Source organism: Methylobacterium sp. Leaf118, from assembly GCF_920984675.1.
GTDB lineage: Bacteria > Pseudomonadota > Alphaproteobacteria > Rhizobiales > Beijerinckiaceae > Methylobacterium.
Genome location: NZ_CAKLBV010000009.1, coordinates 1 through 23,866, shown reverse-complemented (window position 1 = coordinate 23,866; position 23,866 = coordinate 1). Strand labels below are relative to the sequence as shown.

The 23,866-nt window shown below is 61.9% G+C and carries 14 protein-coding genes and 4 pseudogenes; 12 read left to right on the top strand and 6 right to left on the bottom strand.

The window, feature by feature from the left end:
• Nucleotides 1–228: 228 nt before the first annotated feature.
• Nucleotides 229–417: pseudogene (locus LW587_RS05970) on the top strand (hypothetical protein); the annotation flags it as partial.
• A gap of 222 nt (nt 418–639) precedes the next feature.
• Here LW587_RS05970 and LW587_RS05965 read toward each other — a convergent pair.
• Both LW587_RS05965 and LW587_RS05960 read right to left on the bottom strand, forming a co-directional pair.
• Nucleotides 640–795 (bottom strand): DUF3309 domain-containing protein, encoded by a 156-nt coding sequence (locus LW587_RS05965; protein WP_232628676.1) that lies wholly within the window; start codon nt 793–795, stop codon nt 640–642.
• A gap of 207 nt (nt 796–1,002) precedes the next feature.
• A pseudogene (locus LW587_RS05960) lies at nt 1,003–3,204 on the bottom strand (TonB-dependent siderophore receptor).
• Between the two features lie 294 nt (nt 3,205–3,498).
• On the opposite strand from LW587_RS05960, the gene LW587_RS05955 reads away from it, so the two are divergent.
• On the top strand, nt 3,499–4,464 hold the full coding sequence (locus LW587_RS05955) for an alpha/beta hydrolase-fold protein (RefSeq protein WP_232628675.1): 966 nt from the start codon (nt 3,499–3,501) through the stop codon (nt 4,462–4,464).
• Between the two features lie 596 nt (nt 4,465–5,060).
• Nucleotides 5,061–5,453 (top strand): hypothetical protein, encoded by a 393-nt coding sequence (locus tag LW587_RS05950; RefSeq protein ID WP_232628674.1) that lies wholly within the window; start codon nt 5,061–5,063, stop codon nt 5,451–5,453.
• 1,331 nt (nt 5,454–6,784) lie between these two features.
• Here the strand turns inward: LW587_RS05950 and LW587_RS05945 are convergent.
• Nucleotides 6,785–7,733 (bottom strand): annotated as a pseudogene (locus tag LW587_RS05945) (IS481 family transposase).
• A gap of 387 nt (nt 7,734–8,120) precedes the next feature.
• Here LW587_RS05945 and LW587_RS05940 point away from each other — a divergent pair.
• The 5 genes from LW587_RS05940 to LW587_RS05920 all read left to right on the top strand — a co-directional run bounded on the left by LW587_RS05940 (nt 8,121) and on the right by LW587_RS05920 (nt 13,049).
• Nucleotides 8,121–8,573, top strand: a complete 453-nt coding sequence (locus tag LW587_RS05940; protein ID WP_232628673.1) for a hypothetical protein — start codon at nt 8,121–8,123, stop codon at nt 8,571–8,573.
• A 424-nt stretch (nt 8,574–8,997) separates the two neighbouring features.
• Nucleotides 8,998–9,465, top strand: coding sequence for a TadE/TadG family type IV pilus assembly protein (locus LW587_RS05935; RefSeq protein WP_232628672.1), 468 nt, complete (start codon nt 8,998–9,000; stop codon nt 9,463–9,465).
• On the top strand, nt 9,465–11,099 hold the full coding sequence (locus LW587_RS05930; protein WP_232628671.1) for a TadG family pilus assembly protein: 1,635 nt from the start codon (nt 9,465–9,467) through the stop codon (nt 11,097–11,099). Before LW587_RS05935 ends, LW587_RS05930 begins: the two co-directional genes overlap by 1 nt.
• Nucleotides 11,100–11,181: 82 nt before the next feature.
• Nucleotides 11,182–11,484, top strand: a complete 303-nt coding sequence (locus LW587_RS05925; protein WP_232628670.1) for a hypothetical protein — start codon at nt 11,182–11,184, stop codon at nt 11,482–11,484.
• Between the two features lie 89 nt (nt 11,485–11,573).
• Nucleotides 11,574–13,049 (top strand): methyl-accepting chemotaxis protein, encoded by a 1,476-nt coding sequence (locus LW587_RS05920; RefSeq protein WP_232628669.1) that lies wholly within the window; start codon nt 11,574–11,576, stop codon nt 13,047–13,049.
• 237 nt (nt 13,050–13,286) lie between these two features.
• On the opposite strand, the gene LW587_RS05915 is transcribed toward LW587_RS05920, so the two are convergent.
• Together LW587_RS05915 and LW587_RS05910 are read right to left on the bottom strand one after the other, a co-directional pair.
• Nucleotides 13,287–14,489, bottom strand: coding sequence for a PepSY-associated TM helix domain-containing protein (locus tag LW587_RS05915; protein ID WP_232628668.1), 1,203 nt, complete (start codon nt 14,487–14,489; stop codon nt 13,287–13,289).
• 2 nt (nt 14,490–14,491) lie between these two features.
• Nucleotides 14,492–16,696: a TonB-dependent receptor gene (locus LW587_RS05910; protein WP_232628667.1), complete on the bottom strand. Its 2,205-nt coding sequence runs from the start codon at nt 16,694–16,696 to the stop codon at nt 14,492–14,494.
• A 275-nt stretch (nt 16,697–16,971) separates the two neighbouring features.
• On the opposite strand from LW587_RS05910, the gene LW587_RS05905 reads away from it, so the two are divergent.
• From LW587_RS05905 to LW587_RS05890, 4 genes and pseudogenes are all read left to right on the top strand, one after another.
• Nucleotides 16,972–17,820 carry a helix-turn-helix domain-containing protein gene (locus LW587_RS05905; RefSeq protein WP_232628666.1) on the top strand — a complete coding sequence of 283 codons (849 nt, stop codon included), beginning with the start codon at nt 16,972–16,974 and terminating at the stop codon, nt 17,818–17,820.
• A gap of 293 nt (nt 17,821–18,113) precedes the next feature.
• A pseudogene (locus tag LW587_RS05900) lies at nt 18,114–18,542 on the top strand (recombinase family protein); the annotation flags it as partial.
• 12 nt (nt 18,543–18,554) lie between these two features.
• Entirely contained in the window at nt 18,555–18,707 is a 153-nt protein-coding gene (locus LW587_RS05895) for a helix-turn-helix domain-containing protein (RefSeq protein ID WP_269780300.1), read from the top strand.
• Entirely contained in the window at nt 18,704–19,801 is a 1,098-nt protein-coding gene (locus LW587_RS05890; protein WP_232628665.1) for a site-specific integrase, read from the top strand. Before LW587_RS05895 ends, LW587_RS05890 begins: the two co-directional genes overlap by 4 nt.
• Before the next feature lie 38 nt (nt 19,802–19,839).
• Here the strand turns inward: LW587_RS05890 and LW587_RS05885 are convergent, their stop codons facing one another.
• Nucleotides 19,840–23,295: a beta strand repeat-containing protein gene (locus LW587_RS05885; RefSeq protein ID WP_232628664.1), complete on the bottom strand. Its 3,456-nt coding sequence runs from the start codon at nt 23,293–23,295 to the stop codon at nt 19,840–19,842.
• Nucleotides 23,296–23,866 lie beyond the last annotated feature (571 nt).

The window sequence follows — 23,866 nt, the reverse complement described above, 5'->3', positions numbered from 1 at the left end:
CAGCGCAGAAGCGCCGACCAACGCGGCCTCGGCTTAGGTTATCCATCAATCACGGCACCAAATTTGCCGCACATAATTTGGGAAACGGCCTGCTTTCGACCTGGTGGCACCCTATACCGAGCCACGAATGGAGATTTTTAATGCGGAAGATCGCATTTGCGACCATCGCTGCTCTCGGCGTTGCTACCCTTGCCGCTCCCGCTGCGGATGCACGGCCGGATCATTCGCGGCGCTGCAATCGGTCTCGGCATTGCCGGACTTGCCGCCGGCGGTCTTGCTGCCGGGGCCTATGGAAGCCAATACGGCCATCGCTACGATCGTCCAGTCGGCTACGATGACGGTTACGGACGCCGTGGCGGCTATGGCTATGATCGCGGCGGCTACGGTTACGGTGGCGGCTTCCGGGGTGGTTACTGACAGACGGTCGAGAGGCGCCTCCGGGCGCCTCCCTCCTGCCGGAGGGCAGCAAGATCCCGAACAAACGAGGCGCTACTCGGCCTCTGGCGACGCCATTGCTCGAACGTCGTTTTAGACGGTGGGGCTTGCGTCCCACCGTTGAGGCATCTGAAAATCGCCCGGGCATCCGGCTCGGTGAAACTGAACAGGAGGGGGCGACGGCATGGGCCGAAGGCGGCCCGTTCAGAGCCTGCCCGTTGCCAGCAGCACGATGAGAATGATGAGCAGGAGGCCGCCCAATCCGAAACCCGGACCACGATAGGCGCCGCCGCCGAGGAAACCGCCACCGCCGAAGGCGAGGAGAATGAGCAGGATCAGCAGGATGGTTGTAACGGACATGGGCAACGCTCCTCGAACCCCAGCGCCTACGCTTGAGCTTGGTAGCTAACCGCCACTGTCACGAATTCGTTGCAGAGTCTCGCTCGCATCCGCGTCCTGCCGCGCACCCGCAGGAGACGACTTCGGTCCATTCAAATGATGCCCCATCGCCTATGTGGAGGCGGTGGCGGAAGAGGTGCTGCCACCGGTCTCCCTTACCATCGCCCGTCACCACCGATAGATCAGGCTGCCGATGACGGTTGCTGGGGCTCCGCGGTAGCAGAAGCCCGCTTGGCACGTAAAGTAATCCCGATCGAACACGTTGTTGGCGTTCACCTGTGCGCGGAAGCCTCTGTATTTTGGATCGATGGCGGCGAAATCGTAGGCGACAAGCGCATCGAACAAGGTCACGTTCGGATTGCGGACGGTGTTGTCGTCATTGGCGTAGCTGTTGGCGCTGTATCGGATGCCACCACCCAATGTCAGACCGCGCAAGGGGGAGCTCGGCGGAAACAGATAGGTCAGGAAGCCGGTGAAGGTGTCTCCTGGGATGCCGGACAGGAAACGACCGTCCAGCGGCTGCCCCGCGAACGAAGTCTGGCTGAGATAGCGCAGATCGAGATGGGTGTAGGCGAGGGTCAGGTTGGTGCCGGGGGCGAAGTTGGCGATGGCCTCCATCTCGAAGCCGCGCGATTGGACGGCGCCCGTCGCAATCTGGAAGGCGACGTTGTTCGGGTCCGTGCGCAGAACGCTGCTCTGCACGATGTCGAAGCCGGCGAACCCCGCCTGGATATTCGTGCCCGGGATCAGGTACTTGACGCCCGCTTCGATCTGATCGCCCGTCGATGGCCGGAACGCACGCCCGGAGGCGTCCGCGCCCGGCTGCGGTGAGAAGGTGGTGGCGTAGCTGGCATAGGGCACCAGTCCGGGTGCCAGGAGGTAATTGAGACCGACGCGCCCCGTGAAGGCCTGGTCGTTCTGCTGCGTTGCGACGCCAGTGGTCGCGATGGTGTTCTGGAAGACCCAGTCGTAGCGCCCCGTCATCGTCAGGACGAAGCGGTCGAATTTGGCCTGCTCCTGCAGATAGACGCCGACCTGATCCTGGCTCTGGACGGTGCGCGGGCCGAGTGGCGGGGCGACGATTGGTTGCTGGCCATAGTTGCGGGTGACGAGGTTCAGATCGGGCGCGACACCGAAACCGAAGCGGTAGTTGAAGTCGTAATGCGCGTAGTCGAGGCCCGCCAGCAGCGTGTGCTGGACCGGTCCCGTGGTGACATGCGCCTCGATCTGATTGTCGAGCGTGATCTGGCTGAGGTGCTGGCGCGAGAAGCCCGTCGCTCGGCTCGCGCTGAGGCCGTCGGGATTGAGGCCGGTGATCGTGGTGTAGCGGTAATCGGTGTCGAGATCGTAGAAGCGGAAGTTCTGTCGGAAGAACAGATCCCCATCGAAGCGGTGCTCGAACGCGTAGCCGACTCGCCCTTGCTTTTGCCTGAAGTCGTTGAAGGCAGGGTCGCTTGAGTAGAGTCACGTCGGCCGGAAGTTCTGATTGAAGAACGTCGTACTGCCCGGCAACTTGGTTTCCTGGTACTCGCTCAGGAAGGTGAAGGTCGTATCGGCCGACGGCTTCCAGGTGACGGACGGCGCGATGTAGCTCCGGTCGTCGGAGCCCCCGGGCAGGAAGGTGTCGGATTGCCGCTGGATACCGGTGATGCGGTAGGCCAGCGTGCCGTCCGTGCCCTCGACCGGACCGCCGATGTCGAAATTGCCCTGGTAGCGGTTGAAGTTGCCGACCTGCATCTGCACCTCGCCGAAGGGGGTGAAGACCGGACGCTTCGTCGTCACGTCGAGGATGCCGCCGGGCGAGCCGAGGCCGTAGAGCCCGGCGGCTGGCCCGCGCAGGATCGTGGCGGATTCGATACCGTAAGGCTCGATCCGCGGGACCGTGAGGCCCGCTCCGATCTGGCGCAGGCCGTCCCGGAAGATTCCGTCGTAGGTCAGGCTGAAGCCTCGGACGTAGAACGAGTCGAAGCGCGGATCGAAGCCAAAGACATTCGACGAGACGCCGGCCACGTAGCCGATGGCATCGTTCAGGGTCTGGACGTTGCGGTCGTTGAGCTGCTCGCGGGTGAGCACCGTCACCGATTGGGGCGTCTCGAGCAGCGGCGTATTGGTCTTCGTCGCCGTGGGGCTGACGCGGACCGTGTAGCCAATGACCCCACTCGGGCCGCCACCGCCGCCGCTCGTGGCGGCGCTGTCCTGAGAGACCGCGACGTTGTTTCCAGATCCACCGAGGCCAGCGCCACTGCGGGTGCCTTCGACCGATATCTCGCTCAGCTCAGCGGTAGCCTGAGCCCAGGCGGACGCGGCCGGCGCGGCCAGAGCCGTGGAGGTGAGAAGGAGGCCAGCGAGGCGCTTGCGGGACAGGATCATGGAACAGACTGGGGTTTACGAGCTTGGCCTTAAGCGGACTTGCAGGTTATTGCGAGAAAAGACAAGCCGATCCGCAACAGAGGCTTCTAGTTTTGAATTGTTATAAACTCGATCACGAGAAACATTTCTCGTTGCTCTCTACGAAAGAACCTACGGAGGCATGGAGCACGGTGTCTGTATTTCGGAACAACCTGCAGTCGCCGATCGCGAGCTGGCGGCGTGTCGGCTTGTCATGGACGCGTGCCTCATGCTTCATCGACGCATGAGGCCTGTCATGCCCTATGGCGCAGCCCGATGATGCCTCTCTCCCGACGCGCCGTGCTGCAGCTCTCTGCCGGGGCGGGCCTTCTGCTCGGCACGCCGGCCCGAACGGCGAGCGCCGACGGGCCCGCCGTGCTCTCCCGCGCGGTGCAGTTCGATCTCGGCGGAGACGAACGCCCACTCCGGCGCGTCACGCTCTACGTTCCGCCCGGTGAGGCGCCGGCCACCGGATGGCCCGTCCTCACCCTCCTCGACGGTAACGCGCTGATCGGGACAGCCATCGACATCGAGCGGGTGCAGGCGGCCTATCCGAGCGGCAGCGGCATCGGCTCACGGTTCGCTATCGTCGCGATCGGATACCCGACGGACGACGCCTATGATGGCGTGGGTCGCTCGCGGGATTACACCCCGCCGCCCGGTCGGACCTACCCGCCGTACAAGCCGGGCGGTCCAGAGCTTCAGACCGGTGGAGCTGCGGCCTTCCTCGAGTTCGTGACGACGGAGCTCAGGGGCGAGATCGAGCGGCGCTGCCCGATCGACCGATCACGGCAAGCCCTGTTCGGACACTCCTTCGGCGGCTTGTTCGTCCTTTACGCCCTCGCCAATGCGCCGGGGGCGTTCTCGAGCTGGATCGCTGCCAGTCCGAGCATCTACTGGGAGGATGGCTCCCTGCTCAGCAGCATCGACGCCTTCGAGAAGGGACCGCGCGCCTGCGCCCGCGTGCTGTTGCTCGCTGCCGCCTACGAGGCCGAGTTGGCGCCATTCCAGCGGGACTTCCCCGACCGCGAACAGCGCCTCGCTCATCTGCGGGCCACCGGGATCGTCGATCGAGCCCGCGACATGGCGGAACGTCTCAGCCACCATCCCGGCGTCGTAAGCACCTTCCGGCTGATTCCTGGCCGCACCCATATGAACGTGCTTCCGGAAGCGCTCAATGAAGCGGTGGCATTCGCCTTTGCATCGCCCCTTGTGACCTGCAAGGCTGATGATCCGAAGTAGCTTCGGCGCGAGCGGAACAACCCTCACCCGGCTTCTCGCCGCGCGTTGCGTCCCGCCACCCGGCCCGAACCGCGAGGGACTCGCTCGCCACAGCGTTTGAGCCGCTCGCTTTTCGACGCCTCTACACGAACGCTTCGTTTCGGATCGGAAGCCGCCTGGTCCGCTTGCCCGTCGCGTGGAATGTCACGTTTGCGATCGCCGCGTTCACGCGGATGATGCCGAGCTCGCCCAAGCCCTTCAGGCCAAGCGGGTTCACCTCCGCGTCCGGGTCAGCCAATGAAAAGCCGCTGTCAGTTTAGACGGTTAGCTCTCAGTCTGTCAGGGGATTTGTAGCAGGCTCGTGTGCCAAAGGGCAACAGCCGTCAATGGCTGCGGTTGGGTGTTCGTGCCAGCAGATGGGACAGCTTTCGACCCTTCTCAGACTCTCGGGAGGTCTGCATACTGACACTTCTATTAAGCTAGAACGTACGGGCCAACACCATGAAACACGGCTGAAACGTACGACACCATCGTCTCGAAATATTGTCGTCCCATCCAGGACACAGCGCTGGTCCCCTCGCTTGATGGAGGCTCAGCCGGTGCATGGAGAGGCAAACATGAATTCGATGGGATCGGCGATCGGCAGAGGGCTGCTTGTGGCTGGTTTGCTCACGTCAGCGGGATCAGCGCCGGCGGCGGGGAGCGATGACGGTTTCGCAGCATTCTGGTCGAAATTTAAAGCTGCAGTCCTCAAAAGCGACGAGAAGGCCGTATCGGAGATGATCAAATATCCGGTGTTTTACAACGATCTAAGGCAAGTAGCTGATTTTCCTTTGATTTGGAAAGGTGCTTTCAAGCCGGCGCAGCGGACGTGTCTTGTTAAGCAGAAGCCCGTCAAAGAACCTCGCCAGAATAGAGTCACTTATGACGCCTTTTGCGGCGAAATCATCTACATATTTGGCAAAGATAGCGTCGGATGGAAATTGACCGAATTTGGCGTCAACGACTGATGGAGCCGAGCTTGATGCTGAACGATCTCGGTGGGTTTGGACTGACCTCCCTTTCGTCAACATAGCTTCACCGAATGGTAATCGTTCTTAGAACGCGATACAGATCTGTCGTATCAACTTGTCGGCCAAGGCGACAGACGCGATTCTCGCCGGCGCAAAGCGCTGGCGATACCTCCGCCAGATCTTCAAGTGGTCAAAATATGCTCCAATGTATCCTTCTCGCCGTCCTGAGTATCTTTCTGCTGTCTGCCTTACCAGTTTCTGCAGATCCAAAATGTGATGGACCTGAGGGTTGGCCGGCAGGCATGACTCATACTAAACTCAAGAACGCTGGGTTTCTCGTAAATGAAGAAGTGAATTTTATCCGCACATCTGTACTACAAGTTGCAAGCCAACGAATAGCAAAAAATCTTTACCATCCGGTTTTTAAGAATGTCTTTCATCTGAAAGACGACAGGCTGGTTCAGGCTATTGTCGTGAGCGATGTGTCTAAGGGAGAATGTTCAATGCCTGATGTCGCCGCGCACAGGATTGCTGAACAATTTCCAAGGTAAGTCAGCCATGGGCCAACGACAGAATTTGATCGGCAGTCTTGTTTCAAATTGAGACGCAATCTCATCATTGGGCCATTGAATCAGATATCGAATAAGCCGCGACAGGTGGGTGATAGTGCACAGTCGGCGAACACGGAACGGTCGCCTTTAAGTTTTGGGTCAGGGGCAGATGCCAATTTTTGTTAGTTTTCGACAGATCTGCTTATCACCAAGTTGCTGGCGAAAAACGGCCGAGCCGCTGCAACGGTTGGCGTTGCGACAAGTGTGTTCGGACACTCGGCCATCGGGTTTTGTCACGTATTTGCTTAATATTATCGGGCTGCGCACACGCGATCGATGATTGCTTGGTCATACAACTGGGACGCTCTGATGACTGATTTTAGGGCCGAATCATGGGCTTGCCAGCGAGTCGATGGGGCATCCAGCATGGCATGGATGACAGTCGTCGCTTGGGTTGTAGGCCTTCTTTCGACAGTTTATCTCATAGGGAATGCGCTATTATTGTCATTTCTCTCTGTAGCATTTATGAACTACTCAACATCAGATTTCGCTTGGTCAAAGTTATTTATCATCGGGCGCGACTCATTGCCTCTGGTCGTCTTCGCGACAGTTGGCTTTTTAGGTCTGAAATTCTGGCCTCGGGGACGTCTCAGGCCTTTGGCCTTAGCGGCAATCGTGTTTCAGACTTCTATGGCTATTTGGATCTACGTAGACCCTGTGTTGCCCGTACTCTTATTGTCGATCGGCCATCTTTGATGAATTTTACTTCCATTTTAGCTAGGTGTACGGTCCCGGGATGAGGTGTGACGGATCGAGCCTGAAGCGATCGGGCTCTTTCGTTCAGGCGTTCAGGATGAACTCGGTGGGCGTCAAGCCGCGCAGCGTCTTGAGCCTGCGGGCATGGTTGTAGGCATCGATGAACAGATGCAGATGCGTTCGCAGCTGAGCATGGCTGTCGTAGTGGTAGCGTTTGACCGTCGCGCCCTTAATCGTACGGTTCATTCGTTCGACTTGCCCGTTGGTCCAAGGGTGGTTCACCTTGGTCAGACGGCGTTCGATGTCATGCTCGTCGCAGACACGATCGAAGATGTGCTGACTGTCGTAGACACCTCGCTGGCGTGACGTGAACTGAATGCCGTTGTCCGTGAGCACAGTGTGGATGCGGTAAGGCACCGCTTCAATGAAGTCGCGGAGGAACTGAGCGGCTTCCATCTTGCCGGCGCTCTCGACCAGCCGCACGAAGACGAATTTGCTGGTTCGGTCGATGGCCACAAACAGCCTGAGCTTGCCCTCAGCGGTGCTGACCTCGGCGATGTCGATGTGGACGTAGCCAATGGCGTAACTCGCAAAGCGCTGCTTCTTGGATTTGTCGCCTTCGCTCTCGGGCAGTCGGCTGATGCCGTGCCGTTCCAGACAGCGATGCAGCGAGGACCGGGTCAGGTGCGGGATCGTCGGTTGCAGACCATAGAGGCAGTCGTCGAGCGGGAGCAGCGTGTGCCGTCGGAAAGCGACGATGATCGCCTCCTCCTCGACCGTGAGCACGGTGGAGCGCGGCTCTTTGGGTCCCATCCGGGCATCCGCCGTCGTCGCCCGTTCGCGCCACTTCTGCACCGTCGTCGGACTGACGCCGTAGCGCCGGGCCAGCGTCCTTACGCTCTCTTCACGTAGCTGGATCGCGACGGACTGCCTCCGTCGTGGTGGCGCTTCCATGGAGAATTTGGCCCATCGCGCTTCCCTCGCAACATAGTGCTCGACCGTATCACCACACCGCGGGATCAAACACCCAGCATCAGGGCCCCACACCAGTCTGTTCGCATGGTGCCGTGCTGGGGGTGGACGCCGAAAAGCTGTGGTACCGTCCAACCAAGGAATGCTGCCTGCGCGCCGAACCGGTCATCAAGGAACTTAGAGCGGGGTGCGGCGATGTCTCACTCAGTTGCCCCATCGTGCAAAAATCGAGAGTTCTGCACCGTGGGGCAACGCAAACTGCCTCCACATGCACAGAGCCGTTCGCATAGGGGCCTTACGGAATCCGCGTCAGAGGGGCCGATCAGAACTGAACCTTCTTTGGCGCATCACCGCCCTGTGTGACCCGCCTCACAAGTCTCCGTCGGTGGCGGGGGTACGTCTTGGTCATCGGCCAGCGAGAGAGCGGGCCGGTCAACCGGACGGCGGGGCGCTCGAACCAGCACCGCCTCTCACCCCGACAGGAGATCGTGCCGCGCTCAAGAAGACCCTCACCGCCGCCGTCGCCGCTCACACCCTCTCGGCTGCCACTCTTGCTCCCACCTCCCAGGCTCAGGCCGGCAGCCTTGGCAAAGCCGTTGCCATCGGCATCCTCGGGACCGCGATCGGTGCCATCGCCGTTGGCAGCGTCCGTGCTCGGCAGGAGCAGGACGATCGTTTCTACGGTCACTACGACGAGCGCCCCGACTACCGCTCGAGCGGCTTCCGCCCCGTGCGCGGTGGCCACGAGAGCACCTACGGCGGCTGTGGCTTCCGCAACAGCCCGATCTTCGACGAGGACGGCAACCGCATCGGCTCACGCCGTGTCCCGGCTTGCTGAGTTTCCGCTCACAAGCACGAAGCAGAAGCTTCGAGCGCCCCTCACATCGACGGTTCAGCCCCGTCCCCCGTAAAGGAGGCGGGGCATTCTTACGACCCCTTGTACAGAAAACGATCATTTTTCAATCGCTCAGGTATCTGCTCTCCTTATGATGGGCCAGCAGTTTCAATCTGCGAGCGATTTTCGTTTTAGTTCCAGCGTTTACAAAATTTATTTTCTATTAATTCAGGGCTACTTTATCACGAGCCCGTGATGTCAAAATGATGCAAGTGGCTGAAGATCATCGGTTTTCTCGCGTTCGCATTGTGTGATTCTTACGGCCAACCAAAGCGTGTGCTTCTGCGCTGCATTTTGACGCTTATGGTTTGTTAGCAAATTAATCTCAGGGTTGAACAACCTAGAATCGAGCTGATGGCTCACGACAATGGCAATTTTGGTCTATGCCCATATCGCGCTGAACAGATTTGGAGGCTGTATCAAACGATCAGCAGCCAATGATGAAGGCTCGATCACTGTCGAGTTCGTATTTCTGGCGCCGCTGTTTCTGCTGCTGATGCTCAATGTCATCACAGGTGGCATCTACATCGGCGCTTATCACATACTCCAACATACGACCGCGGAGGCTGCGCGCGCATCGCTGGCCGGGTCGAACGATAGCGAGCGATCCCTGCTCGCCCAACAGAGCATCAACACCGCCCTCGCGACCGGCTCTCTGGTCAAACCCCAGGCGATCAAGCTGCAGATCGGCTCTACTGGCGCAGGACAGACGACCTACCGGGTGGCCTTGAGCTTTGATGCGCGTTCACTCGGCCTGTCGAAGGTTCCTGGCTTCTCGGCGATCGCGCCCTCAACCCTCACCAGTTCCTACGACGTGCGGCCGGGAGGCATGTGATGCGTTTCGCCTCTGATCAACGCGGCTCGGTCATCGTGATGGCCGCGCTCAGCTTCTCAACGATGCTTGGCGTGGCCGCAATCGGGCTCGATTTGGGGATGCTCTACCACGCGAAGCGCAAGGCGCAGGGGGCGGTCGATCTCGCTGCACTCAGCGCTGCCAGCGACTTGAAGCAGGCTGAGGCAGCCGCTCGTCAAGTTCTCGCCGACAATCGCTACAGTGTCGCAGGTGCGATCTCGGTGCAACTCGGTGCCTACACGCGCCCGAACGCCGATTCACCGGCGGGACGTTTCCTCAGTGGAGGACCATCTCCCAACGCAGTGCAGGTCACCCTGAAGACGTCGTATCCGACCATCTTCGCGCGGGCCATCGGCTGGTCCTCCACCTATGACGTCGGGGTCAGCAGCACCGCCGCCACGACGCGGTTCGGTGCGTTCAGCCTCGGATCGGGCGTTGCCTCCCTCCACGCCGGCATCGCCAACGCGCTTCTCGGCTCCATGCTCGGTACGAACCTTTCCCTCAGCGTCTTGGATTACGACGCGCTCCTTTCGACCCATGTCGATGCTTTTCGTGTCCTTGACGCGCTCGGGACGAAGCTCGATCTGCAGGCCGCTACCTACAACGATCTCGTGGCCAGCTCGGCTCGCACCAGCCAAGTTCTGTCGGCGCTCGCCTCGACGGCACCGGCGGGGACCGCGAGTGATGCGCTCAGGCGACTGGCCAGTGCAACGCTTGGCGACGCGCGCCGTTTCCCGATCGGACCCTTGATCGATCTCGGCGATGCCGCCGCGCTGACGCTGTCCCGGGGCAGCACGGGTCCGGCGGTCGAATTGATGGCGATGGTCTCGGCTTTGGCCTCTGTGGCCAATGGCGACCACATCGTCTCCGCCGATCTCGGAGCCGCGATTTCGGGGCTTGCCAATGTCCGCGTATCGGTGCGGGCCGGCCAGCGCCGTCAAAGCTCCGGCTGGGTTGCAGCGGGCAGCCCCCGGGCAACATTGCGCGGCGCACAGACCCGCGTGCTGCTCGAGGCGCAGGTCAGAGCACCGCTGAACCTCGGCAGTCTGTCATTGCCGATTTACGCCGAGGTCGGCTCCGCCCAGGCGTCCTTGCGCTCGGTTTCCTGCTCGGCAGGGGCAAGCCGGCAGCGCGCGATGGAACTCGACGTGCAGCCCGGCCTGTTCAGCCTCGACCTCGCCAACGTCATGGCAGGAGACCTACGGGCCGTCGGCGCTCCGGCAGGGCTCAGCCAAGCGGCTGATCTGCTGACGCTTCAGCTGCCGCCGCTTTCGGTCCGCGCGAAAGCGAACCTGAGAGTCGGCAGCACGAGAACACAGACCTTCGCCTTCACCGAGACGGACATCACTCGGTTCACTCCGCGCACGGTCGTAAGCACTGATATGGTCGGCTCTTCCATCGCAAGCTTGCTCAGCCATACCGACCTTGAGCTGAACGGGACCAGCCTCGTTCCTTTGACGACCTTGCGCCCACTCCTGGCGGCGACGTTGAGTGCGGCTGCCGCTCCGCTCGATCTCGTGCTCGATGCGACCTTGCGGGCCTTGGGAATACGGGTCGGCAGTGCGACCGTCATGCCGGAAGGCTCGCGCTGTGAACAGGCTGTTTTGGTTCAGTGACGTCATCCGGCGATCCACCCTTCGCCAACCTGCAATCCAGATCAAATCAGCATATCGAAGAAGCCCGAAATCCGAGGTAGCCATGTCCACAACAGACAATGTTTATGTGTTTGCGATCAGCGAAGTCCTCAAAATTAGCCTTATCGACGGCGGGGATACATTGGCTGTGCAGCTGCGAGACACGGGGGGCGAGGAAATCGCATTCCTGGCGTCATGGAATGTTGCCAGAGTCTTGAGCGCAGATATTCAGGCGACGATGAGCGGGGCTGATCATGGTGGCCCGGCGCCGCGCTTCGAAGAACACTCTAGACGCCGGCGCCAGGTTCGCTGCTCGACGATCGGCGATGCGCCCGTCCTGAATGTCTCTCTTGTTGTTGAGGCATAGATTTTTCTCTGCTGCAGGGTCCCGCGAGCGTTCAAATCGGATGCCAAGTTCTAAAAACACGTCATTACTCCAGTTAGTGGTGAACACCCATGCTGCCTCGTTCTGGTTACCATGACATCAAAGCTAAACAGATCGCACTGGATCGGACGCAGGCTGTCATCGAGTTCGATCTGACTGGAAAAATCCTGTCGGCAAATGCCAATTTCTTGAGTGCAGTCGGGTACACTTGGCCGGAAATTGCCGATCGTCATCATGGAATGTTCGTTGATGATACCTATCGGGTATCAGAGGAGTACCGACATTTTTGGCACACGCTGCGTTCCGGGGCGTTCCACAAGGCGCAGTTCAGACGCATCGCGAAAGGCGGCCGCGAAATCTGGATCGATGGCTCGTACAACCCCGTGCTCGACCGATCCGGCAAGCCCTACAAGATCATCAAGTTTGCGACCGACATCACGGCGCAAAAGACCCAAGAAGCCCAGTCCATGGGCCGGTTGAACGCCATCAATAAATCCCAGGCGGTGATTGCCTTCGATCTGCAAGGCATTGTCCTTGACGCGAACGAGAATTTTCTGCGCGCAACGGGCTACAGTCTGTCTGAGATCCAGGGTCGGCATCACCGGCAATTCGTCGAGCCTGCGACGGCCGCCAGCGTTGACTACGCCCTTTTCTGGGAACGCCTGCGAGCCGGGGAATTTCAGGCCGGACAATTCAGGCGCATCGCCAAGGGTGGGCGGGAGATCTGGATCGAAGCTTCCTACAATCCGATTTTCGATCCAGCAGGACGCCCATACCAGATCGTCAAATATGCCACCGACATCACGCCGCAAATCGCATTGTTGAGCGATCTCAAGCATCTGGTCGATCGGAACTTCAGCGAGATCGATGTGGCGGTCGGTCGATCCAGCGACGAGGCGGACAAGGCTCGGACGGCTGCGGCCGCCGGTGATCAGACCATGCAAGCCATGGCCGTGGCTTCGGAACAGATGTCGACATCCATCGCGGAGGTGGCTTTGCATATGTCCAAGGCCGCCCAGGCGACGGAACAGTCGGTGGGGCGCTTGGCCACGGCCGACCAACAGATCCGCAAGCTTGCCGACAGCCTTGATGCCATGGGGGGGATCGCGGATTTGATTCGATCGGTTGCCGCGCAGATCAACCTGTTGGCCTTGAACGCGGCCATCGAGGCGGCCCGGGCTGGCGCTGCCGGGCGGGGATTTGCGGTCGTCGCCAGTGAGGTCAAGGCCTTGGCGGGCCAAGCGGCCCGGGCCACCGACCGCATTCATACCGAGATGACGGGCATTCAGAGCGACGCGCAGGGAGTCGTCACGGTCCTGGCCGAGATGCAGGCCGTGATGGCCACGATGCAGGAAACCGTGATCGGTGTCGCCGCCTCGGTGGAAGAGCAGAGTGCGGCTTCCCGAGAATTGGCTTCCAGCATGCAGGAGACGGCCGGGCTGGTGTGTGGGATGAACGGGAACATCTGCGCCATGGCTGGTGCCGTGGCGGAGGTTTCCGGGGCGGTCACGAGCGCGCGGAACGCTGCGCGTGTGCTGGTGCGCTGATACACGGTATGAAGCAGATGCAAGGGACCAACGTTGCGCCTGTCAGAACTCAAGAGCAGCGCGTAGAAGTGGCAATGCAGGCGTACCCCAACGTGCATGCCAGCAGGGTCCAGGCGAGCACGTCCCATAGACCATCGCCAACGAGTGCTACGACCAATCCTGTGCTGATCAGGACACCGGGGATGACAGGTGCTACCCAAACGGAGAGCCGGCCTGCGCGGGTTGTCGGAAGCTCCGTCATTCCGTCGCACCGAAGAACGCGCGCGCGGCCCTGGCTTCGTTCCTACCACTCGCGCGCATTCCGCCCTTCCGCCGCCGTGCCATCCACAGATACAGCCCACCGCCGAGAACGACGATCGTGGCAACGTCGAGCATGGCCCAGATCACCTTGAGCGGCAGGCCGCCGTAATCGCCGAAATGAAGCGGCTGCGCGACGAACACCGTCTGGACGTACCAGGGCATGGCGCGCAGATCCGTCAGGCGCCCCGTCGCCGCGTCGATCAAGGCGGGCTTGAGCAAGCGCGCGGTCAGCGGCGTGTCGCCGGCCATGAACACGGCGTAGTGGTTGTTGCTCGTGAACATCGTGCCTGGGTAGGCGATGATCCGAGGCGTCATCCCGGGTGCAGCGGCCTTCGCGGTGGAGACCGCCGCCTCCAGAGAGGAGAGGACGCTCGGGCGTGGCGCCCCCTGATAGGGCGCCGTCATCTCTGCGAGCTGACCCGCCTGCCAAGCTTTGAGGATCAGATCGTCCAACGCGTTGATGGTGCCCGTCGCCCCGACGACGAGCGCCCAGGTCAGCGTCGTGACGCCGATTAGGTTGTGCCAATCGAGCCATCGAATGCGGCGCGGGCGCGACCGACGGACGGTTCCGTAGGGGAGCTTCTTCATGAACGGTCCGTAGAGCACGGCGCCAGAAACGATGGCGGCCATGAACAGCAGGCCCATGGCGCCCAGGAACAATTTGCCCGGCAGACCCAGGAACATATCAACGTGTAATTTCAGGAGAAAGTAGATCGGCCCCTCGTTCAGCTTGGGCTCGCCCAGCACGGTCCCTGTGCGCAGATCAACAGCAATATGTTTGTTGCTTTCAAAGTCTGAATTAATACTCTTACTTACGCTTACGACCGCGACATCCGGCTCGTCACGACCGAAGCTGACGAACTGGATGACCTCGCCGGGACGACGCTCCAGCGCTGCCGCGGCGATACGGTCGAGGGAGACGTGCGGCGTGCCCGCCGGCATTGTCGGCGGCTCAACCTCGTAACCGAGCGCGTGGTTAAGTTCGTGGTGGAAAATCAGCGGCAGGCCGGTCAGGCACAGCAGCAACAGGAAGGCCGTGCAGATCAGGCTCGTCCAAGTATGGACGGCCGACCAGAGCCTGAAGGCGCGCAGACGTGGCAGGTTGGCGTCGGTCGCTGCCGCACTCGTTCTTCCCGCCATCCCTAGAAATCCATTTGGGCCGAGACGAGGTAGGTCCTCGGGTTTCCGAAAGTGAGGAAACCGTTGCCGGTCGAGGCCCAGTAATTGGTCCCGAAGACGTTCTCCACCGTGGCACGCAACGTCACCGGCTTGCCCCACGAGCCAAGGAACGTGTGGCGCAAGCCTGCGTCGAACCGGGTCCAGTCCGGAATGCGCTGCAGGTTGCCCTGATCGTAGAACTGGGACGAGGTGTGGATGAGACGCCCGGTCAACGTCAGCCCCAGCGCGAGCCAGGGCGGCAGGTCGTACTCGCCGTAGAGGTTGGCTGTGGTTGCCGGAACGCCCGGCGCGACCTTGCCGTCGAAGATCCCACCCTCAGTGCGCACTAGACGCCCGTCCGTGAACGCGACCCCGCCGATCAGGCGCAGGCCCGGCGCCATTTCACCGAACAGGCTCAATTCGATCCCTCGATTGCGCTGCAGGCCGTTGAGCGCGAAGTTTCGCGTCGTCGGGTCCTGAAAGGCGTTGGGCTGGTTGATTTCGAACAGGGCGGCGCTCACGCCGACCACGCCGAAATCGTATTTCACGCCGACTTCCTTCTGGTCGGCGATGGTCGGGGGCAGCGCTTGGTTCGCGTTGCTCGCCGTGATGGGCGCAGCGCCGGTCGAGAGCAGACCTTCAATGTAGTTTCCGTAGACGGAGAGGTGTTCCAGCGGCTTGACGATAAGGCCGACCGCAGGGGTCCACGCCACCTTGTCGTAGCTCGATGTCGCCTCGCCGAAGGTGGGGCTCCCCGGTGTCGAGTCGTAGCCTTTGGCCCCGATCTGCTGGAAACGCCCGCCGACCGTGAGCAGCACGCGCTCGTCCAGGGACGACAGGGTATCGGTTAGGGCGATGCTGCGGTTGAGGGTGAGCGAGCCGCGGGCGTTGCCAATGTTGATGTCGGCATAGGGTGGCGCCGCAATCGGTGAGGGATCGTAGATGTTCGAGGTACCGCCGGGCAGGAACTGGACGGCCTTGGGGTAGTTCGTCGTGCCCCAGTAGCCGGTGGCCGAGAGTGTGGCGCGATGGGCGACCGGTCCCGTTATGAACCGCGTCCGCACGCCGGTCTCGGCGGTACGGACCTCCCCGACATATTGCTGCCGCGCGAACAACCCCGCGATATCGCCGCTCGACGTGGTAAGGGTCTGGAAATCGGCCAGCGCGCTTTCTCGGGTCGAGCGGGCGCCGAACGCGGCGTAGATTGTGGTGTCCGCGTTGACGTCGTACTCGGCCCGCACCGCGCCGAACTTGGTCTGCGTCCGCTGAAACTCGTAGGGTTGGTTCTGATTGAGGGTCAGGTCTGGGGCCCTCGGGATCCGGATGCCCGGCGCGACGGTAAGGAACGATCGGTTCTGCCGGTAATCGTTGCTTTGGTAGCCAAGATCCACCGAGACGCGCACCTGCTCGCCCCGGTAATCGGCGCCGACCGAGGCAAAGCCGACCTCTAGTCGCTCGCGGTCGATGGGCGATCCGCCAGCGCGGTAGACGCCATTGACCCGCACGCCCCATTCCTTGGCTGTCCCATAGCGCCGTCCCACGTCCACCGCCGTGCCTAACTGGCTCTGTGAGATGAAGAACGGCGTGATTCGAGTCAGCGGCTCATCGTAGGCCCGCTTCGGGATCAGGTTGATGCTGCCGCCGATGCCGCCGATGGGGGCGATGCCGTTGACGAGAGCACTTGCCCCCTTCAGCACCTCGACGCGCTCGACATTGTAGATGGCCGGCCGGCGGTTATCGACGATGCCGTAAAGGCCGTCGAAGGCGATGTCGGCGGCATAGACAGGGAAGCCGCGGATAAAAAGCTGTTCACCTGCCGCACCAGTCGCCGATGAGATCGCGCGGACTGAGGGGTCGTTCGTCACGACGTCGAGCAAACTCTGGGATTGCTGGTCGCGGATCAGCGTGTCGGTGTAGCCCGTAGCGCTGAAGGGCGTATCGAAGACGCTGCCATTGCCGAGAACGCCCACGCGTGTCCCGCTGCCGACAAGGCCGCCGGCATAGGGTGGCGGGGGTGGGCCGACGACTCCGGTCGGCTTGCGGCCGTTCCCGAGACCCTCGACCTCCAGCAGATCGAGCGTGACGGTTTCCTGCGCAATGGCCGCATGCCCGACGGCACCCGAGACCAGCGTCCCGAGCACGGCCGTCCGCAACGACGAATGCCACTGCGCCCCGAAATGATCCCGCATTGCCGCCTCACGCCTCGGGCCAGCGACGATGGCTTGCTGGCCCGACCATCTCCATAGACAGCGGTCCGAGAGGAGCGGTATTGAATCCGTGCGAAAAATACGCCTATTGTGCTATCCCCCGATCAAGTGCGACGAAAATCACATGTCGTTGCCGGAATACACAGTCGAATTCGAATGATTATAAATTTGACATTCTGCCCTGGCGTGTCGACTGACGCTGGATACGACCTGAAATCACCAGCCGGTCCCTTCAGGACCGAGGCGACGCCGGATCGATGAGCGCCGAACCACCGCGTCCGATCATTGATGCAAAGGACGAGATCGTCCGCGCGGATAGGGACTTCGACACGATCATGTGTCGAGAGGATTACGATGCCTGCGAGGGCGAGTACGACAGCACCGACGGGCTCCGGATCCATTTGTGTGTGAGCGGAGGGGGGCGTCTGCTCCGCAAGAGCCGCACCCAGATGCTCGATGGACTCTTTGTGCCCGGTCGTGTGGGTCTGGGCGCCCCCTTCGACGGCGGCGAGGGCTTCATACCCGCCATGCGCCTCATCGCTCTCGAGATTTCCCAGCGGCGCCTGACGCGGCTGGTCACAGAGCTTCCGGCGGGCGGGCTGGACATGGAGGCTCTGGCCTCGACCTATCACGACGACGCGCTGCTGACCGCGACACTCACGGCGATGTGGGACCATTGCGGCCTCCACGGTTTCGCGACGGCCTTCTTCGATCACGCTTTGGCCATCGTGATTCACCAGCTTGGTCAGCCTTCGAGGCCTCGCGTGCGCATTGAGGCCCGCGGGCTCTCGACACGGCAGATCTCAGACGTGATCGCCTTCATCGAGGCCGATCTGAGCACGGATCTGCGTGTGGCGGATCTTGCCCGCATCGCCGGGTTGAGCCCCTATCACTTCAGCCGGTGTTTTCAGATTACGACGGGCTTGCCTCCCTACGCCTTCATTACTCGCCGTCGTCTCGACCGTGCAGCTGAACTGCTCCTGGACTCGCGCATCCCAGTAGCATCTATCGCGACTCTTGTCGGGTACTCCGATCCGAGCCAGTTTGCGGCAGCATTTAAGCGCTACAAGTCCGTTTCGCCTTTGATGTGGCGCCGTACACAGTAAATATGCAAATTATTGAAATTAGTTTTTTATATTACTATGTTAAGATTTTAAATATTCATCTATCAAAGCATATTATCTGTTTATGATTAGGCACAAATAAAATATTATTCTATGTGCAGATTAAATATTTTATATACCAACTCAGATGTGCGCGGAAACCCATTGAAAAATCAACTTTTGAGCTGTGAAGCCGCGGATGCTCTCAAACAGCTATAACGCATCAGTCGAAAATCAAGATTTTTGCACATTTTGCTCGATCCCGCTCCGCCAATGGGTTAGCATGTGCATAACTCATGAACGAAACTGCGTCCCAAAACACGCCCTCTCGCCTGATCGGCTACGCCCGCGCCTCGACAATCGGGCAGACCCTCGACGTGCAGCTCGATCAGCTGCGCGCAGCCGGCTGCCGAACGATCTTCCAAGAGAAGGTTAGCGGGGCGAAGTCCGACCGCAAGGAGCTCGCCCGGATGCTCAAGGGCCTGCAGCCTGGCGACGTGGTGGTCGTCACAAAGTTGGATCGCCTCGCCCGCTCGATCTTCGATCTGTTCTCTATCGTGAAGCGCATCAACGACGCCGGGGCTTGCTTCCGCTCGATCGCACAGGAATAGGCCGACACCGGCTCCGCCCAAGGCCGAATGATGCTCGCCGTTATGGGCGGGATGGCCGAGGTCGAGCGCGAGATGATCCTCACCCGCACGGCCGAGGGCAAAGCCCGCAAGACGGCCCGTGGTGAGTTGCGCGAGGGCCGTCCGCCCAAACTCAACCCGGCACAGCGGCGGGAGGCTTTGGCCCGCCTTGATGACGGCGAAACCCTCGTGGACGTGGCTCGGACGTTCAACGTCAGCCACAGCACCATTCAACGCCTCAAGCCGAAGGTGAGGCCATGAGGGCGGTACAGGTCCAGCGCATCGAGGCAGATGCATCGGCAAAGGCTACCCCCGGATCGGAGGAGAACCTGCCGGTCCCGTGTCGCCAAGCTGGCGACTCCTCGGACGTAGGCGAAAAGTTTGCGCCAACGTTGATCGGAGAGCCCACCGGTCTTCCTGCCGAGGCCGCAGCGATCGTCCAGGCTCACCAGCGCGCCAGAAAGGCGGACGCGACCGTGCGGGCCTACACGTCCGACGCGCGGACTTTTGAGGCGTGGTGCCGGGGCTACGGCTTCCGGTCCCTGCCGGCGAGCCCTGAGGCCGTGGCAGCCTTCCTCGTCGCGGAGGCGGTGGCCGGGCGCTCGGCTTCGACCATCGGCCGGCGGTGCGCTGCAATCTCCTACGCGCACAAGCTCGCCAGGGCAGACGATCCAACCAGCGACGAGGCCGTCAGGGCAACCCTCAAGGGCATCCGGCGGCGGGTGGGCGTGGCTCCGAACCGGAAGGCCGCAGCAACGGCCGAGATCGTGGCGGCCATGCTGATGCGGATCCCGGACACGATGACCGGCAAGCGGGATCGGGCGATTTTGGCGCTCGGCTTCGCGGGCGCGTTCCGGCGCTCCGAGCTCGTGGCCCTCGACATGGCGGACATCGCCGAGCATCCCGACGGGCTGCGCATCACGATCCGCAGGAGCAAGACCGACCAGGAAGGGCAGGGCATTGAGAAGGCGATTCCGCACGGGCGGTTCATCCGGCCGGTCGCGCTGCTGCGGGAATGGCTCGATGCGGCGGGGATCGCCGAAGGGCCGCTGTTTCGGCCAGTGTCGCGGTCGGGGCGGGTGCGGAAATGCCGCCAGGTTGGCGACACTTACCCCCGCCTCACGACCCAGGCCGTGGCCGATATCATCAAACGATACGCCGAGGCGGCTGGCCTCGATCCGGCGCTGTTCGGGGCGCACTCCCTGCGCGCCGGCTTCATCACCACGGCCGCCGAGCGCGGCGCCGATATGGCTCGCATCATGGACGTGTCGGGACACCGCGATCCGCGGACGGTGGTGGGGTACATCAGGCGTGCGAACGCCTTCAAGGATCACGCGGGCGGGGGCTTTCTATAGACCGAGGCAATCGTCGTGACCGCCTCGGCCTCTTGGTCTCACACGATGAAAAAGTCGTCGGACGTGAGCGCGGGCTTGTGGTCGAGCACGGCGAACTTCACCTTCACACGGCTGCCCAGACCGTCGGCGTCGTAGAACAGCTCGCCGGTCGATTGCTTGTAGAGGATGCGGTCATCCGCATCCGCCGTGCCGGTGGTGATGTTCTTGAACCGCCCCGGGTCGAGCTCGCCCGTCGCCAGCGCCTTGAAAATGCTCCTCGACAGACCGATCGTGTCCTCGGAGGCGAAGTCGGTGATGCGGTCGACGTTGTTGGTGCCCAGCGCGCTGTTGAAGAGGAACGTATCCGCGCCGCCCCGGCCGGTCAGCACATCCTTGCCCCAGCCCCCGTCGAGGACGTTGGCGCCGTTGTTGCCGATCACCGTTTGCGCGAAGGTGTTCCCCGTGAGGTTGATGGGCTGGTCGCCGGCCGACAGCAGAACCCGCAGTTCCTCGATCTCCTGGCGGGCGGTGAGGGTGTAGCTCACGCTCGCCGCAACGGCGTCCCAGCCTGCGCCCACCGCCTCGATCACCTGATCGCCGGCATTGTCGACGATGTAGGTGTCGCTGCCGGTGCCCCCGATCAGGATGTCAGCGCCGGCTCCACCATCGAGCGTATCGGTACCTGCCCCGCCATCGAGCACGTTGACACCACCATTGCCCCTGAGGATCTGCGCGAATTCGTTTCCGGTCAGGTTGATCGCTTGGTCCCCCGCGCTCCAGGCGACGCACAATTCCTCGATCTCCTGGCCGGCGGCGAGGGCGTAGCTCACTGTCGTGGCAACGGTGTCCCGCCCGCCGCCGATCGCCTCGATCACCTGATCGCCGCTCTCGTCGACGAAGTAAGTATCGTTACCGGCTCTCCCGATCAGGGTGTCTGCGCCGCCGTTACCGGTGAGCCGGTTGGCATCCGCATTGCCGATGAGGATGTCGTCGAAGGCCGATCCGGTCAGGTTCTGGATGTCGCTGAACCCGTCGCCGGCCGCGTCGCCCGTCCCGGCGACGATGGCTCCGAGATCGGCGGTCACCCCAGTCGCGGCACTGGCGTAGCTGGCAGTGTTGGTGCCCGATCCGCCTTCGAGCGAGTCGGCGCCCTCGCCACCCTCGAGCACATCGTCACCCTCGTCGCCCTCCAAACGGTCGTTGCCGGCGCCACCGACGAGAAGGTCGTTGCCCATGCCGCCGGACAGCCTGTTGGCGGCCCCATCGCCAGCGAGAACGTCGGCATAGGCGCTGCCGACGACGTTCTCGACATTGCGCACGGTGCCGAGCGCCGCGCCATCCACGATGATGGTGCCGTCGTTCGCACCATCGAGGGTGAGACGTACACTCGTGCCGAACCTGTCGAAGGAGACCGTGTCCGTCCCACCCCCGCCATCAACGGCACGGCCGGAATCGGTGATCTTGAAAATGTTGTTACCGGCATTGCCCGTTGCCGAACCCGTGACGTTGATCTTGTAGGTCGCGCTCGCCTCGAGCCCGCCGGGATCCCGCATCGTGAAGGTAAAGGTGTCGGTCTGGGTCTCGCCAACCGCGAGCGCGCCTTCCTGATCGGCGGCGTAGCGGAAGCGGCCGTTGGCCTGCACCGTCAGCGTGCCGTAGCTGCCCGCGATATCGGTCGTACCGGACGAGGCCACCATCGTCTCGGCGCCGTCATGCGCGATGCGGGCGAGCGTGAGCGTGTCGCCGTTTGGGTCCGAGAACAGGAAGTTGCTCTCTCCTCCGAGCGAGCGCTGTTGCCGGTTGCTCACGGAGGGCGTGGCGGTGGGCGCGTCGTTGACGGCGGTGATCGTCACCGTGCTCGTGCCGGAGGCGGTCCCATCCCCTCCGGCCGCTCCGCTGAGGTAGGACCAGCCGAGGGAGACCGAGGCTGGTGGCTGGTCTGAACTATTGGCGTAAGTGATCGCCCGTGCGACTGCGTCGAAGAGCGCGGATGTCGCGATGTTGGTGCCGATGAAGTTGAGGGTGATCTCGCCGTCGGCCTGATCGACCGTGGCGAAGGCGTCGCCGTTGGCGTCCCACAGCTCATTGCCAACCACGCTGAAGGCCGACGAGGCCGCGAAGGCGAAGACATCCTGCGCATGGGCGCCACCGAGCCGGGCGAGGGTCAGGCTGGCACCCGCATAGTCGCCGAGACCACCGTTGAGTACGTCCAGAACGGGGTCGGAGAGATCGACGTCGGCATCCAGTACGACGGCGGTGCCCTTCTCGGTGTAACCGACCGTTCCGCCCAGCGAGTTGCTGCCGCCGAAACTGGTATCGAGCGTGCCGTTGGCGTTGTAGCGCACCACCGCGAACTGGATGTCGCTCCCCCCGCCGATCGCGCTGTAGCCCGAAACGACGATCTTGCCGTCCGCCTGGACCACCATGCCGTAGCTGTTGTCGCTCGACGTACCGGGACCGACCGGGGTGAGAACCCGGCCGTTCGAACCGAACGCGGTGTCGAGGGCGCCGTCGGACTTGTAGCGGACCACCGCGAAGTCGCCCTCGCTGTCGGGACCGGACACGGCATAGCCCGAGACGAGGATCGTGCCATCCGCCAGAGCCACGACGTCATAGGCGACATCGAACCCGGTTCCGACGGGGGTCAGAACCTTTCCGTTGGTGCCGAAGCTCGTGTCCAGGCTCCCGTCGACATTGTAGCGCACGAGCCCGAAATCCCCGCCGGCCAAGCCTGCGACGAGGATCTTACCGTCCGCCTGGATCGTCACGGCTCGGCCGGTATCGCTCGCTGTGCCGGCGCCAACCGGGGTGACAACCTTGCCCCCCGCGCCGAAATTCGTGTCCAGGCTCCCGTCGATGTTGTAGCGGATCAGGGCAAAGTCCTGGCCGCCCCCAGAGAAGTCGTAGCTGTAGCCGGAGACGACGATCTTCCCGTCCGTCTGAAGCGCCAGGCTGTAGCCGAGGTCGTACGGCGGGTCGAAGGCGACTGCGGTGACGATCTTGCCGCCGGAGCCAAAACTCGTATCGAGCGTGCCGTTCACGTTGTAGCGCGCCATCGCGAATGCGCTGCCGCCGCTTTCGAGGTTGCTGTAGCCAGAGACGACGATCTTGCCGTCGATCTGTACCACGACGTCAAAGGCGGCATCGGAATCGTAGGGGTTGAAGTCGGTCAGGACCTTGCCGCCGACACCGAAGCCCGTGTCGAGGGTTCCGTCGACATTGAAACGCACCACGGCGAAGTCGCTGCCGCTCATGAAGACGCCGTTTCCGCTACCGGAGACAACGATCTTGCCGTCTGCTTGGATCGTTACAGCGTTGGCGCCCGCGGAGGTTCCGGGTTCACCGACTGAGACGCGGACCTTTCCACCGCTGCCGAAACTGGTGTCGAGAGAGCCGTCAGCGTTGTAGCGGACCACGGCGAGTTCGCTGGTACTCCCAAAATCGCCGCTGACGGAGCCCGAGACGACGATCTTGCCGTCCCCTTGGAGCGCCACGGCGTTGCCGTAGGAATACAACCCGTCGGCACCGACAGACGTGAGGATCTTGCCTGTGCCATTGCCGCTGAATGTCGGCGCACTGTTTCCGGCCCCTGCTCCCACGACCGTCCCCCATCTTCAAGCTGCGTTCGGCGTTCTGATCCCGCGCACCCGCAGCAAAACGCCGTGCGATAGAGCGAGTCCCTTGGCCCGCATTTTTGCTCTGGTTGTAAAAAATAAGTTAAGATTGCTCAAATCGCGCAAACCTTACGACGCGCTTCTCAAAATCTCGATGTAATTAAAAAAACTGAATTATGACTTGTTATTTTTCATCAATATGCATTTTATTTAAATTTATATTGTCTATCCACTGTAGCCGAGCTTGTTCGGATATTAAGAGATGAACTACACCAATTAGGATTAAATATAGCGGCTTTTGTCGCGACTGTGGCTAGAAAGCCGGAGAGGCGCGGACGATGAGCAAACGGCAGAGTGCAAAACGCGCAGGGCAGCCGCCGGCCGATCCGCCGAAGGGGTCGTGTCCCAGGGGGTGGTGTAGGAGCAGCCCACCGCTGAGGTGGTCATCGCCGGTCTTCGAGTAGGGTTCGAG

What these genes read in the sequence shown, in the direction of transcription:
- LW587_RS05910 (WP_232628667.1), bottom strand. Translation starts at nt 16,696, where the DNA reads ATGCGGGATCATTTCGGGGCGCAGTGGCATTCGTCGTTGCGGACGGCC.
- LW587_RS05955 (WP_232628675.1), top strand. Translation starts at nt 3,499, where the DNA reads ATGATGCCTCTCTCCCGACGCGCCGTGCTGCAGCTCTCTGCCGGGGCG.
- LW587_RS05950 (WP_232628674.1), top strand. Translation starts at nt 5,061, where the DNA reads ATGAATTCGATGGGATCGGCGATCGGCAGAGGGCTGCTTGTGGCTGGT.
- LW587_RS05905 (WP_232628666.1), top strand. Translation starts at nt 16,972, where the DNA reads ATGAGCGCCGAACCACCGCGTCCGATCATTGATGCAAAGGACGAGATC.
- LW587_RS05920 (WP_232628669.1), top strand. Translation starts at nt 11,574, where the DNA reads ATGCTGCCTCGTTCTGGTTACCATGACATCAAAGCTAAACAGATCGCA.
- LW587_RS05925 (WP_232628670.1), top strand. Translation starts at nt 11,182, where the DNA reads ATGTCCACAACAGACAATGTTTATGTGTTTGCGATCAGCGAAGTCCTC.
- LW587_RS05915 (WP_232628668.1), bottom strand. Translation starts at nt 14,489, where the DNA reads ATGGCGGGAAGAACGAGTGCGGCAGCGACCGACGCCAACCTGCCACGT.
- LW587_RS05930 (WP_232628671.1), top strand. Translation starts at nt 9,465, where the DNA reads ATGCGTTTCGCCTCTGATCAACGCGGCTCGGTCATCGTGATGGCCGCG.
- LW587_RS05890 (WP_232628665.1), top strand. Translation starts at nt 18,704, where the DNA reads ATGAGGGCGGTACAGGTCCAGCGCATCGAGGCAGATGCATCGGCAAAG.
- LW587_RS05965 (WP_232628676.1), bottom strand. Translation starts at nt 795, where the DNA reads ATGTCCGTTACAACCATCCTGCTGATCCTGCTCATTCTCCTCGCCTTC.
- LW587_RS05935 (WP_232628672.1), top strand. Translation starts at nt 8,998, where the DNA reads ATGGCAATTTTGGTCTATGCCCATATCGCGCTGAACAGATTTGGAGGC.